The organism is Sutterella sp. AM11-39 (genome assembly GCF_003472385.1).
Taxonomy (GTDB): Bacteria; Pseudomonadota; Gammaproteobacteria; order Burkholderiales; family Burkholderiaceae_F; genus Duodenibacillus; species Duodenibacillus intestinigallinarum.
Genome location: NZ_QRLV01000003.1, coordinates 16,993 through 29,471 on the forward strand (window position 1 = coordinate 16,993; position 12,479 = coordinate 29,471).

The 12,479-nt window shown below is 56.3% G+C and carries 11 protein-coding genes; 8 read left to right on the forward strand and 3 right to left on the reverse strand.

The window, feature by feature from the left end; genetic code table 11:
- Positions 1 to 65 precede the first annotated feature (65 nt).
- The 6 genes from hflK to DW133_RS03325 all read left to right on the forward strand — a co-directional run bounded on the left by hflK (position 66) and on the right by DW133_RS03325 (position 5,887).
- Positions 66 to 1,532 (forward strand): FtsH protease activity modulator HflK, encoded by a 1,467-nt coding sequence (gene hflK, locus DW133_RS03300; protein ID WP_118275232.1) that lies wholly within the window; start codon positions 66 to 68, stop codon positions 1,530 to 1,532.
- Between the two features lie 20 nt (positions 1,533 to 1,552).
- Positions 1,553 to 2,425, forward strand: coding sequence for a protease modulator HflC (hflC, locus tag DW133_RS03305; RefSeq protein WP_118275233.1), 873 nt, complete (start codon positions 1,553 to 1,555; stop codon positions 2,423 to 2,425).
- A 21-nt stretch (positions 2,426 to 2,446) separates the two neighbouring features.
- Positions 2,447 to 2,641: a DUF2065 family protein gene (locus DW133_RS03310; protein ID WP_118275234.1), complete on the forward strand. Its 195-nt coding sequence runs from the start codon at positions 2,447 to 2,449 to the stop codon at positions 2,639 to 2,641.
- Positions 2,642 to 2,733: 92 nt separating this feature from the next.
- Positions 2,734 to 3,888 (forward strand): ATP phosphoribosyltransferase regulatory subunit, encoded by a 1,155-nt coding sequence (locus DW133_RS03315; RefSeq protein WP_158571101.1) that lies wholly within the window; start codon positions 2,734 to 2,736, stop codon positions 3,886 to 3,888.
- A 22-nt stretch (positions 3,889 to 3,910) separates the two neighbouring features.
- Positions 3,911 to 5,203 carry an adenylosuccinate synthase gene (locus DW133_RS03320; RefSeq protein ID WP_118275236.1) on the forward strand — a complete coding sequence of 431 codons (1,293 nt, stop codon included), beginning with the start codon at positions 3,911 to 3,913 and terminating at the stop codon, positions 5,201 to 5,203.
- A gap of 150 nt (positions 5,204 to 5,353) precedes the next feature.
- On the forward strand, positions 5,354 to 5,887 hold the full coding sequence (locus DW133_RS03325; RefSeq protein WP_118275237.1) for a phosphoribosyltransferase: 534 nt from the start codon (positions 5,354 to 5,356) through the stop codon (positions 5,885 to 5,887).
- Positions 5,888 to 5,955: 68 nt separating this feature from the next.
- Here DW133_RS03325 and DW133_RS03330 read toward each other — a convergent pair whose 3' ends face one another.
- Entirely contained in the window at positions 5,956 to 7,635 is a 1,680-nt protein-coding gene (locus tag DW133_RS03330) for a VWA domain-containing protein (RefSeq protein WP_118275238.1), read from the reverse strand.
- A gap of 367 nt (positions 7,636 to 8,002) precedes the next feature.
- Between DW133_RS03330 and DW133_RS03335 the strand changes: the two genes are divergently transcribed.
- Together DW133_RS03335 and DW133_RS03340 are read left to right on the forward strand one after the other, a co-directional pair.
- A complete protein-coding gene (locus DW133_RS03335) occupies positions 8,003 to 9,805 on the forward strand; it encodes a PhnD/SsuA/transferrin family substrate-binding protein (RefSeq protein WP_158571102.1) in 1,803 nt (600 codons plus the stop codon).
- Positions 9,786 to 10,412, forward strand: coding sequence for a response regulator transcription factor (locus tag DW133_RS03340; RefSeq protein WP_233542098.1), 627 nt, complete (start codon positions 9,786 to 9,788; stop codon positions 10,410 to 10,412). The genes DW133_RS03335 and DW133_RS03340 overlap by 20 nt, the downstream gene beginning before the upstream one ends.
- Before the next feature lie 78 nt (positions 10,413 to 10,490).
- Here the strand turns inward: DW133_RS03340 and DW133_RS03345 are convergent, their stop codons facing one another.
- Both DW133_RS03345 and DW133_RS03350 read right to left on the reverse strand, forming a co-directional pair.
- A complete protein-coding gene (locus DW133_RS03345; protein WP_118275240.1) occupies positions 10,491 to 12,071 on the reverse strand; it encodes an FAD-binding protein in 1,581 nt (526 codons plus the stop codon).
- A gap of 33 nt (positions 12,072 to 12,104) precedes the next feature.
- Positions 12,105 to 12,446 carry a cytochrome c3 family protein gene (locus DW133_RS03350; RefSeq protein WP_118275241.1) on the reverse strand — a complete coding sequence of 114 codons (342 nt, stop codon included), beginning with the start codon at positions 12,444 to 12,446 and terminating at the stop codon, positions 12,105 to 12,107.
- Between the last annotated feature and the right edge of the window lie 33 nt (positions 12,447 to 12,479).

Consider the following 12,479-nt stretch of genomic DNA (forward strand, 5'->3'; position numbering starts at 1 on the left):
CCTTTCGAGGGGAATTTGCGGGCGAAAAGAATGCGATAGAACCATCTAGAAACAGGGATACTTCCATGTCATTCAATGACCCGCAATGGGGCCGTTCTGCGGGCTCTGACAAGCCCCGCAATGACGAACAGGAAAATCAGCAGAATCAGGATCGCAATCATCCCGATCCTCGCGACGACGAAAACGGTCGCGACGAGGCCGAACGACAGGCTGGCGGCAACGATCGCGGCAATATGAACGATCGTCGCGGCAACCGCAACGAAGGCAACGATCTTGATCAGCTTTGGAACGATTTCAACCGCATGGTTAATTCGATTCTCGGCGGCGGACGCGACGCCGGCGGCAATCGTCAGAACCAGGGCTCGTGGCAGTCTCGTCGCGACGATGAAGTGCCTCGTCAAGAGGATCAGCCCGCGCGGCAACGTGACGACGACAATCAGGCGCCTCCGCCTCCGCGTACGCCGCGTGCACGCCGCGGCTTCGGTCGTGATCCGAAGTCATTTTCGGTGCGCGGCATCGCCGGCCTCGTGGGCGTGGCTGCTATTGCCTGGCTTGCCAGCGGCATCTACATCGTTCCCGAAGGTCAGATCGGTGTGGTGACGACATTCGGCAAGTACACGCAGGACAGCGCACCCGGCATTAACTGGCGCATGCCCTGGCCCGTGCAGGACGTCGAAATCGTCGACGTTTCGAGTGTGCGCAAGGCCGAGATCGGTATGCGCGGCACGACGCAGCGTCTTAAGGAAGCGCTGATGCTTACCGACGATGAAAACATCGTCGACGTGATGTTCAACGTTCAGTACCGCATCAAGCCGCATGCCGCCAAGGACTTTCTTTTCCGCAGCCGCGATCCGGACCGCAGCGTATTTGACGCTGCCGAATCGGCCATGCGCGAAGTCGTCGGCCGCAAGACCATGGACTCGGTGCTTTTTGAAAGCAAGCAGGAAATCGCCTCTGCCGTGCAGGTGGCCATGCAGGCCATGCTCGACCGTTACCAGACTGGCATTGAGGTGATGAGCGTGGCCATTCAGAACGCTCAGCCTCCGCAGCAGGTGCAAGCAGCCTTTAACGATGCAGTCAAGGCCGGTCAGGACCGCGAGCGTCAAATTAACGAAGGTCAGGCCTATGCCAATGCCGTCGTACCGGTGGCCCGTGGTATGGCCTCTCGTCTGAACCAGGAAGCCGAAGCGTACAAGGCCCGCGTGGTCGAGACAGCGCGAGGCGATGCGGAGCGTTTCAGCAAGGTGCTAGAACAGTATGAAAAGGCCCCGCAGGTGACGCGCGACCGTATCTACATCGACGCCATGCGCGACGTCTACAGCAACACCAAGAAGGTTCTGGTTGAATCTAAGGGTGCCAGCAACCTTTTGTATCTGCCGTTTGACAAGCTGCTCGAACAAAGCGCTTCGACAGCCAAGACGCAGGCCCAAAACAGTGCGGCAGACGGTTCGGCCGTGACTGCTGCTCCGACAGCTCAAGCCGCCCCGCAGCCGGAAGCCTCCCGTGCTCTGTCTCGCGAGCGCCTCCGTTGATTTGAGGGGAAACGAAGACTATGAAAAAACTGACTTCCCTTTTGGTCGCTGCCGTAGTGGCGGTGGGTGCCGCCCAACTGTGCCTTTATACGGTCGGCGAACGTGAATACGCGCTCGTGTTTGCCTTGGGCGAACTGCGAGACGTCAAGAGCGAACCGGGCCTCTACGTGAAGCTTCCGGCGCCGCTGCAAAACATCGTTTATCTCGACAAGCGCATCCTGACGCTCGACGCGCCCAACGCCGACCTTGTCCAGACGAGCGAAAAGAAGAATCTTTTGATCGACAGTTTCGTGCGCTGGCGCATTTCCGATCCGCGTAAGTACTGGGTGTCCTTCATCGGCAATGAACGTGCTGCCGAAGACCGAGTGGCCGCCTTGCTGCGCGACGTGCTCAACCAGACCGTCAATCGCAGAACGGTCAACGAAATCACGTCCCGCGAACGCGAAAAGGCCATGAATGAGATCCAGAAGGGCCTGCAGGCCCGTGTGCAGGACATCGGTATCGACATCGTGGACGTGCGTCTGAAGCGCGTCGACTTTACGCCTGAAATTTCCGAGTCCGTTTATCGCCGTATGGAAGCCGAACGCAAGCGTGTGGCGAGCGAAGAACGCAGCAAGGGTGCTGCCGCGGCCGAACAAATCCGTGCTCAGGCCGATCGCGAACGTGAAGTGATTCTGGCGGAAGCCTATCGCCAGGCTCAGGAAATCAAGGGTGAGGGCGACGCACAGGCCAATGCCGTCTATGCCGAAGCCTTCAACCGTAATCCCGAGTTCGCGAAGTTCTACCGCAACATCGAGGCCTACAAGCAGAGTTTCGGTAAGTCGACCGACATGATCGTGCTGGACGGCTCGGGCGAGTTCTTCGATTACCTCAAGAACTCCAAAGAAAAGTAAAAAAATCTGGGCCGACTGCGCATGAAAACTCTCGTTCTGGCGTTATGCTTCATGGCGGTTTTCGAAGGAATTCTGCCGCTTGTGGCTCCAGCTAAGTGGAAGCAGGCCGTCAAGACCGCTGCCGATCTGCCCGATGCCGTCCTGGTACGAATCGCCGCGGTGCTGGTGGCGGGTGGCCTGGCGGCCGTGTGGCTTATCATGCTCTACTGGAAGTGATGAGCCCAAGGCGTCAAGAACAATAGATTTTCAAAGAGGGAGGAGCGCTTTTTCCGCCCGGTCGGCCGATGCGGCACAGGCGCTCAAAGCATATGATCAGTTGGCTTATTCCGGAGCATTTCTCGGATATTCTGCCGCGCGAAGCACGCGTGCTTGAGTCGATGCGGCGTAAGTGTCTGGATCTCTTTAAGGTCCACGGCTTTGAACTCGTGCAGCCGCCGATGGTGGAGTACGTTGATTCGCTTTTGACCGGCAGCGGCAGCGATTTGGACAACAGCACGTTCAAGTTCATGGATCCGGGTACGGGCCGCACGATCGGCATCCGCGCCGACATGACGCCGCAGTGCGCGCGCATTGACGCGCATATTCTGGGCCGCAAGGGCGTGAGCCGCCTGTGCTATGCGGGCAGCTGTCTGCACGCGCGTCCGATGCATCCTCTGGCAAGCCGAGAACCTGTGGTTGCGGGCGTCGAACTCTTCGGCGCCAGCGGCATTGAGGCTGACGCCGAGATTATGTCGCTTGCCGTGCGTACTCTGAAAAAACTCGGCATCGATGTGGTGCACATCGACATCGGTCACATGGCCATTCTGCACGCCCTGATGGGCGAACGAATTTCCGACGAAAGCGTGCATGGTGTGGTGCGGGCGCTTCGCATGAAGGACCCGGTTGCACTTGCGCAAGCCGCCGTTGGTTTTGATCCGGAAGTCCAGCAGGCTTTGCAGCTTTTGCTGCGGACTTTCGGAGAAGTTTCCGTTCTCGATATACTTGAGCGCGAGCTGCCGCAAAAGCCCGAAATTCAGGCTGCTTTGCGGGAAGTTCGAGAGCTTGCGAGCATCTGCGGGGCTGACGAAGTAAGCGTCGACTTCTGCGATGTGCACGGCTATCAGTACCTCACGGGCATAACGTTCTCGGTGAACATACCGAATTATGCTCAGGCGGTTTTGAGAGGCGGGCGCTATGATGGTGTTGGTTTGGCGTTCGGTCGCTCGCGACCGGCCTGTGGCTTTACGGTGTACCTGCGTGCGCTCGCGGGCCTACAGGTGGCCGCTTCGCACCGTCCGCAGGCCGTTGTGGCGCGCGGACCGCTTGCTCGCGACCTTGAAGCACAGGTTGAAAAGCTTCGCGACGAAGGGCATATCGTCGTACGCTTGCTGCCCGGCGAGCGCGACGAAGACGTGCTCGAACAGTTTGTGATTACGAAAGAATTAGTTAGAACCTCTTCGGGCTTTGAACTCAAGGCCCTCTGAATTCCGGATGGAAGGAGTCCCAATGTCTAAAAATGTCGTGGTAGTCGGTGCCCAGTGGGGTGACGAAGGCAAGGGCAAGGTTGTCGACTGGCTCACCGAGCGCGTCGACGGCGTCGTTCGCTTCAACGGCGGTCACAATGCCGGTCACACCCTCGTGATCAACGGCGCAAAAACGATTCTGCGTCTGATCCCGTCGGGCATCATGCATCCGACCTCTCGCTGCTATCTCGGCAACGGTGTCGTGTTTTCTCCCGAAGCCTTCTTCTCTGAAATCGAAGAACTCAAGAGCCACGGAGTGGATGCTGAACCGCGCATTCGCGTCTCGGGCAACGCCCCCCTGATCATGCCGTACCACGTGGCGCTGGATCACGCTCGCGAAGCCGCGCTCGGCGCCAACAAGATCGGTACCACAGGCCGCGGCATCGGCCCGGCTTACGAAGACAAGGTCGCTCGCCGCAGCGTTCGTGTCGCCGACCTGTTCGATCCGGAACGCTTTGCCGAACGCGTGCGTTCCGTGATGGATTTGCACAACTTCACGCTCAAGAACTACCTGCATGCCGAACCGCTCGATCCGGAAGAAGTGATCGCCAAGACGCTCGGCTATGCCGAACGTCTGCGTCCGCTTGTCGCCGACATCAGCGCCGAACTAAACGCGCAGATGGATCAGGGCAAGCAGTTCCTCTTTGAAGGCGCTCAGGGCTCAATGCTTGACATCGACCACGGTACGTATCCCTTCGTGACTTCTTCCAACGTCGTGGCTGGTTCGGCCTGTGCCGGCGCCGGCGTCGGTCCCAACCGTCTCAACTACGTTCTCGGTATCACCAAGGCCTACTGCACCCGCGTCGGTTCCGGTCCGTTCCCGACCGAACTTCTTGATGAAGTGGGCGAAGAACTGCGCCGCAAAGGCAACGAATTCGGTGCCGTGACGGGCCGTCCGCGTCGCTGCGGTTGGTTTGACGGTGCCGCTTTGCGCCGTGCCGTTCAGATCAACGGCCTCACGGGCCTTGCCATCATGAAGCTCGACGTGCTCGACGGCATGAAGACCGTCAAGCTCGGTGTGGGTTACACCGTTAACGGTGAAAGGGTCGATCTGATGCCTTATGGTGCAGACGCTGCCGCCGCTTGCGAACCGGTTTACGAAGAGTTCGAAGGCTGGAACGAAAGCACATTCGGTGTGACTCGTTGGGAAGATCTTCCGGCTTCCGCTCAGAAGTATCTGCAGCGCCTCTCCGAAGTGGCCGGTTGCCCGATCGCTCTCGTGTCCACGGGGCCGGATCGCAACCAGACAATTCTTTTGAACGATCCGTTCGCTTAATGGAGCCTGGGTTCGGGCCGCACGACCAAAAAGTTTTCCCTTCGGTGTGGCCTGAGCTAAAATCGCTCCTCAAAACAAAAAACACAAAGGCGGTTTCCCAACGGACTCCGCCTTTTGACGTACCAAACCCACACAATTCGTTAAGCAGACATGGCTGAAACCACCCACGCCCATTTTGACTGGAATACCTATATTGAACTTTGCGAACGGCTTGTGGCCCGCGTGGCCAAGAGCGGCTGGCAGTTTGATTCTCTGCTTTGCTTGGCTCGCGGCGGCATGCGCCCCGGCGACTTTTTCAGCCGCATCTACGGCAAGCCGCTGGCAATCATGACGACGAGCTCCTATCGCGAAGCGGCCGGCACCGTGCAGGGTGATCTCGACATTGCCAAGTACATCACGGGTGTGACCGAACTCAAGGGCAAGCTCCTTCTGGTCGACGACCTCTGCGACTCGGGCGAAACGATCCGCCGTGTGGTTCAGCATCTGCGCAAGTGCTATCCGGAAGTCACTGAAATCCGCGTGGCCGTTCTTTGGGTTAAGGCCTGCTCTGTCTTCAAGCCCGACTACAGCGTGATCACGTTCAAGGACAGCCCCTGGATTCACCAGCCGTTTGAGTGCTATGACGATCTCGGCGAAGAAGTGCATCTCAAGAAGTGTCTTGAAAAGTACGGCGACGAGCTCTGATAAAGCGTCGACTTTCGTTTGAAAAAATTTCGGTCCCGGCAGGAATTGAAACCTGTGCGGGACTTTTTTTATCGCGTGAGCGTCCTTGCAAACTCCGTTTGTGACATCAGTTGCAAGAGCCCGCTGTTTATCTGATCGGGTTGGTGAACCAACACGTGGTTTCTGGCCGCTTCGCTGTTGTTAATGCCGATAGACATTAATGCGAATTCAACACCGGCGGCTTTGAGTTTTTCCTGCATACTCTGCGCGTATTGCGCATTGAACCGTCCGTCGGTGATGATGACCAGAAGCTTATTGCGTGCTCGCGACAGCTTGAAGGAATCCAATCCCCAGCGCATGGCTTCCTGTATCGGCGTAGCGCCATAGGCATCGACCGGAGGCAGCTTGTGTTCAAATGAAGCAAGCGTTTCCTTTGTGTCTTTGAGAAGTGCAATATGGTCGTTGTCGAGCCCAGGAAAGAGGGCTACGCGCGAGGCCGTACCTTTGATGCGATCCACGGCGCGCACCAGAGCGTTGACGGCGGCTTTGGCAAGTGTCATCGTCAAGACGCCCATCGATCCCGAGCGATCGAGCAACACGCAGATTTCGGCGTTCACGCTTTTTCCCGTGGCCGCCACTTCAAAGAGTCGGTGATCGGAACAGGCCATGGCATCGACCCAATCGTCGCGCAGATTGCTTCCGGATTTGTGAAATCCATAGTCGGCAAAATAATCCTTGGTTTTAAGAAGTTGCGAGAATTTCTGCGTGAGGCTGCCGAGGTTCTTTTGAAGTTCTTGAAACTGACGAATGAATTCGCGTCGAAGCCCGCAGTCCCGGAGCTTCGAGGAGTCCGACGGCCAACGGTTCAATCTGTAGGAGGATTCCGGTTCGACGTCGCAAATGCCGGCGCCGACGGTGTCGGCTGTGGTCGGCAACTGTGCTCGTCGCATCCGGTATTGCGTTGCCGGCGCACTGCTCATGGGCTGTTCGAAAAGCTTTTCGATGAATTCAGCCGGATTGTTTTCAGATGTGTTTTGCGCTTCGTGCGACTCAAAGAGGTTTGCCGTTTTTCCTGTTTCCGGTTCTCCGGTCTGTGTTTGCTGAAGGCTTTGTTCGGCTTTGAGCCGCGTCAGGATCTTGAAAAGTTTGTGCGCGATCTTCAGACAGTCGCCGGTGGATTTTGCTTGATCGACCTTCAAGGACTCCTTGAGCAAGGCTCGCCGGATTGATTTGGGCATCGGTCGGACAAGATCGCGGGTTTGAGACAGATTGCGCAGTGCCCAGCGGTAACCGGCGTGCGCCATCAGTTCGCAGTGAAGCCAAGTCACGACGCATTCGATGGGAGCCGATGTGAATTTCTGCGTCGTGACTGCCCTCAAGGTGCCGTCGGCTTCTCGGTAGTCGGCAAGCTTTTCTCGCCAGATTCTGTAGGCGGGAGATTTTTCTTCTCCGAGACGATCAATGCGGACGTCTTCTACGACGTTCAAGAGTCGGTGAATGAGGTTGTGAACTGATTGACCTTTTTCAAAGTCGGTGTGCTCGACGTGCATCATCTCGTGGATGCCGTGGCCGAGCGCCAGCGTTTCGAAACAGTCGGCTAAAAGGGTGTGTTCGCCGAGCCAAACAGTCTTGCCGTCAGTTGACGGGAAGTGAGAAAACTGGAACTGGGTGTCGCCTGAACCGGCGAAACTGCGCAGAAAAGCGCAGACGGCCTTTCGGCGGGAGGAGGGGGAAAACTGATCGGACACGGTGAGGATCTCGGTAGCCATATCGGGTTCTCGCAATCGGTAAAAGTCTCTCGAATGTGACGCGCTCTAGCATCGTCAACGTCGGCCATATTAACAGACGGACGGCTGATGTTGTCAAGACGAGATGCAAATCAACGATGAAATACGAGAGTAGAAAGGAATATATAAAAGCTTATATATGACTTAATATAGGTACCGAAGAAACAAGAAAACTACTGTGGTTACATGGAAAATTAATGCTGAATAACAGCTCATATCCAACCTATAATAATGACATGAAACAAACCAAACTTGTTCGTTCCGATTCGTTACAATGGACTGTGTTGCAGGCGTTTTTCGCGAGGTTGACGCTCGCATTCTTTTGCTAACTTTCCCGAAGTCCTCTGTCATGCAGATCAAACAGATTTTGGTGTCGGTTTGTTCATTCTGTTTTCTGTCGATCACGATGTCATCTTATGCGGCCGGGACCTCCCCCGAAATTGATACGCGACCGCTACTTCGTATCGGTTACATTGAGAGAAGTTTTTCGCCGTTCGAACGCAAAGGATTTCAGGATACGTTCGAGTACCTGCAGCGAGAACTTCCGCAGTACCGAATTCGGATTCAGAACTATCTCGTCAGAGATCTTGAGAGAGGCGTAAGAAACAACGAGTTCGAATTTTTCATCGGAGCTTCCGGCTTCTATCGCCGAGTTTTCCGTCGCGGGCTGAAGGATTTGGCAACGATGACGACGCCGATGGCCCCCGATCCCAACGAGGCGGTCGGCACAGTTTTCATGGTGCCCAACGATTCACCGATCAAAACCGTTGCTGACATGCGAGGCAAGCGTGCAGCTGCGAACTTCGAGCGCGGGTTTTCCGGCGTGTATGTTCCGTTGGGAGAAGTGGCCGCTCAGGGGTATGATCCTGACAATTTTTTCAATGAGATCGTGGCAGCGGGCTCGCCGATGAAAAAACTGCTGCTTGCCGTCCAAGATGGCCGAGCGGAAATTGCTTTGGCGCGTGCCTGCACGGTTGAGGAACTGAAGCAAACAGAGCCGGAGCTGGTGGCGCAGTTCCGACCGATTGGACTCAAGGCCAACGATGGGCAATTTGCCTGTCTGCGTTCAACGGATCTCTATCCGAACTGGACGTTTGTGGCAACGACAATGGCACCGTGGCAGGCCAGCCGAGACTTTACTGTAGCTTTGCTGTCGATGCCGCCCACGAAAGACGGTGTTGCCTGGGGCGTGGCTTCGGATTTTTTAAAGGCCGACGAATTGTACAAAACACTCAGGGCCGGTCCATACGCCTATTTGCGAATCCAGTCTGTCGGCGACTTTCTGCAGAAATACTGGCCTTTCATTGTGCTGTTTCTGATGGCTGTTGTGGGCATGATGTGGCACGGCCGAAGAGTCAGCCACCTGGTCGATGTACGCACCCGTGAGCTGCGACAATCCATCCAAAAAGAAAAGGACGCCATGCAGGAAGTGCAGAGTACCAAAGAGCGACTGTCGCAATTTGAACGCGTCAGCGTCATCGGCGCCATGTCAAGTTTGCTGGCGCATGAGATCAACGGCCCGGTGTCGGCAATCTCCAATAGTTGTAATGCATTGGACCGGTATCTGCAGGACGATGACCAACATAGTCCGCTTATCGACAAGACCGTGCAACTGGTGCTCAGACAATGCGAGCGCATTACTTCAATCGTCACTCAGGTTCGGCGCTATGCAAGGCACGAAGATCTGGCAAGAGAACCGATTGAACTCGGCTCGGCTCTTGAGAAGATCGTTTCGGTGATGCAGATGCGGTACCGTAAAGTGAAATTTGAGCTGCGTCGCCCGCCCGAGGACGTTTCGATTTGCTGGAATCCGTTGGAGTTTGAGCTTTGCTTGACTAACGTAATGAAAAACGGCGCTGAAGCCTGCCAGGTACAAAACGAGGCGAAAGTCCGAGTCGTGCTGACGCGACATGAGTACACTGCTGAAATTGCCGTGCTGGATAATGGACAGACTGACGCAAAGACGCTGGAAAACGCATCCGTACCGTTGCGTTCGGGCAAAAAATCCGGTTTGGGACTCGGTCTTTTGATCGTGAGAACACTTATTGAGCGCGCTTCGGGTAATTTTTCAATCGTGCGGGAAGCCGGACATACGGTGGCACGCATTCGACTGCCTTTGACGGAGACAAACAATGGCGCAGATGCCGGTTAAACCTCTGATTCGTTTGGTCGATGACGAAGTCGATCAGCTTGCCGCTCTGGAAATGCTTTTGGTCGGGCAGGGCTGGGATGTTGCTGCTTATACCGGTGCAAAAGAATTTCTGACGAGCGACATGCCTTCGCGTCCGGGATGCCTGATTCTCGATGTCCGCATGCCCGGTATATCGGGATTGGAACTGCAGGACGAGATGAATCGCCGCGAGTATCCCTTGCCAATCATTTTTCTTACGGGGCACGGCGACATCGAGATGGCGGTACACACTGTTCGGGAAGGCGCCCGCGACTTTCTCCAGAAACCTGTGGATCCGGAAAAATTGCTCAAAACCGTTGCCTGGGTTGTGCAGGAAGACTGCGACAGACGGGCTATGCCGATTGACGAAGCGCAGTGGAAACAACGCTACGCTTTGCTGACGGAACGCGAGCGCGATGTCATTCTTTTGGTCGCCAAAGGCAAACTCAATCGTCAGATCGCCTTGAAACTCGGCATCAGCGAACGTACGGTTCAGGTCCATCGTCTCGGCGCATATCGCAAACTCGATGTGCACAACGTCGCTTCGCTGGCTCCTCTTACGGTTCTGTTGGAACGCGGCGTTTTGTAGGATTCGGCGGTAAAGAAATCGGGCGCTCTGCCCGCATGGAAGCAGAGCACCCGAAGGCTCACAGGAGAGGAGAGTAACTTAGGCCCAGGGCTTTTCGGCGGCTGCCGCGCGGCCAGCAATGCGGCCGAACACGATGCATTCGGCGTTGTTGGTGGCGCCCTGGTAGATGGAGCCCCACATTGAGCCGAGTTCGCCGGCAGCGTATAGACGAGCGATAGGCTTGTCCTGCGGATCCATCACCTGTCCGCGCACGTTCTTCTTCGGGCCGCCCTGTGTGTTGAGCATGGTCGGATAAAGAGCAACGGCGTAGTAGGGACCGGCACCGAGCGGTTCGGAAACGATGGGAGCTTCACGACCGGCAAAAGCGGTCTTGCCCTTGGGATCGCGCTTTAGGATACGACCGAATTCGGTGTCTTTGCCGTTGTTGATGTCCTTGTTCCAACGTGCCACAGTGGCTTCGAGTGTTTCGCCCGGAACGTTGATCTTCTTAGCGAGTTCCTTGAGCGAGTCGGCCTTGATCAGCACGCCGCTTTCGATTTCGGCGGAGTTGTCCTTCGACCACTTGTAGTTTTCGCGGTTCAGAGCGTAGCCCGAGGTGGCGCCGCCGCAGATGGGGCCTGCCTTGCGGGCCTTTTCGTCCATGATCAGGTAGCACGGAATGCGCGGGTAACGGTGACGGATCGGATCCATCTGGTTGACCGCGTACAGGCAGGTGTGGTTATCGAGGCCCTTTTCATTGACGAATCGCTTGCCGTCCTGGTCGACCCAGATGTGAGAAGGAGCCAGGATGTTGAGCTGCACAGCGGACTTCAGACCGGGGACTTTCATACCGACCGGGCACGAATAGGAGGTCATGTGCCAGAGACGCGCGCCCATGGTTTGAGCCATGCGCAGACCGTCGCCGGTGTTACCGGGCGAGCCCAGACCCTGGATGTCCTTGCCGAGCGCGTAGGTTCGCAGACTTTGTTTATCGTATTCGTAACCGCCGGTTGTGAGGATCACGGCGCGGTTGGCACGGATGTTGATTCTCTTGCCGTTACTCTGAGCGACGACGCCAACGACTTCGCCGTTGCGGCGAATGATTTCGAGTGCGGGCGTTTCGTACATGACATCAATCTTGCGGACTTCTTCAACAGCATAGCGGTACTGATCAAAGAGCATATCGCCGCCGCGCTTCTTGCCGCGAATACGGTACTTGTCGATTGTGTCGGAACCAGGCAGCGATTTGAAGCCGGCGTGACCGTAGATCATCAGTTTGGTATCGGGTTTCAAACCGATGATGAAGTCCTTGACCCCCATGATTTCTTTGCAGAAGGTTTTGACGAGTTCATCGTCTTTTTCGCTGTCGGCGAATTCAAACGTTGCACTTAGGTACTTATAGGCCTCATCGGCGTTCTTCGGCACCATGAAGCCGCCGGATGACACGGCCGTGTTGCCGCCGCCCTGGGGCAGCTTTTCAAGAATCAAGACCTTGGCGCCCGCATCGTGCGCTTCAATGGCGGCACAGGCACCGGCACCGCCGTAACCGAGAATGACGACGTCGGCCGTCTTGTCGAACTTGATCTTGGAGCTGTATTCCACGGCGTGAACGCCCGCGACGGGAGCGGTGACGGCAGCGGCCAAGCCGGCTTTTAGGAAGCTTCTGCGGTTAAATGTCATTTTTGTTCTCCTAGAGGAAATGAAAGATCGGCTTTACGGAACCTTGATGTCGGTGAATTCGTGGCAGTTGTCGCATACAAGGCGAGGTTGCTTGTGGCCGGAATGGCATTCGGAACATTCCGGTTCACCCATGTGGGTGGCGTGCGGATTGATGTCGCTCTCGTCGGTTTTTTTGGCGAGATTTTCATAGCTGCCGCCGTGGCAGGCCAGACACTGCGTCATGGTCGGTTTGTCGTTGGGCGACTTCACGTGGCAGCTCGTGCAAGCTACGCCTCGCTTGGCGTGGCGTTCTGCCAGCATCGCGTTGTCAGCCGCGTTGGCGACGGCTGTCACGAGTAGCAGGCCTGTGCAAAGAACGGAAAGAAGAGAGTGCATTTGAATCTCCTGGCGGTTTTTGCGTCAGCTTTC

Bases quoted from the DNA above. Each gene is read 5' to 3' on its own strand.
- hflK (WP_118275232.1), top strand. From the start codon at position 66: ATGTCATTCAATGACCCGCAATGGGGCCGTTCTGCGGGCTCTGACAAG.
- hflC (WP_118275233.1), top strand. From the start codon at position 1,553: ATGAAAAAACTGACTTCCCTTTTGGTCGCTGCCGTAGTGGCGGTGGGT.
- DW133_RS03310 (WP_118275234.1), top strand. From the start codon at position 2,447: ATGAAAACTCTCGTTCTGGCGTTATGCTTCATGGCGGTTTTCGAAGGA.
- DW133_RS03315 (WP_158571101.1), top strand. From the start codon at position 2,734: ATGATCAGTTGGCTTATTCCGGAGCATTTCTCGGATATTCTGCCGCGC.
- DW133_RS03320 (WP_118275236.1), top strand. From the start codon at position 3,911: ATGTCTAAAAATGTCGTGGTAGTCGGTGCCCAGTGGGGTGACGAAGGC.
- DW133_RS03325 (WP_118275237.1), top strand. From the start codon at position 5,354: ATGGCTGAAACCACCCACGCCCATTTTGACTGGAATACCTATATTGAA.
- DW133_RS03330 (WP_118275238.1), bottom strand. From the start codon at position 7,635: ATGGCTACCGAGATCCTCACCGTGTCCGATCAGTTTTCCCCCTCCTCC.
- DW133_RS03335 (WP_158571102.1), top strand. From the start codon at position 8,003: ATGCAGATCAAACAGATTTTGGTGTCGGTTTGTTCATTCTGTTTTCTG.
- DW133_RS03340 (WP_233542098.1), top strand. From the start codon at position 9,786: ATGGCGCAGATGCCGGTTAAACCTCTGATTCGTTTGGTCGATGACGAA.
- DW133_RS03345 (WP_118275240.1), bottom strand. From the start codon at position 12,071: ATGACATTTAACCGCAGAAGCTTCCTAAAAGCCGGCTTGGCCGCTGCC.
- DW133_RS03350 (WP_118275241.1), bottom strand. From the start codon at position 12,446: ATGCACTCTCTTCTTTCCGTTCTTTGCACAGGCCTGCTACTCGTGACA.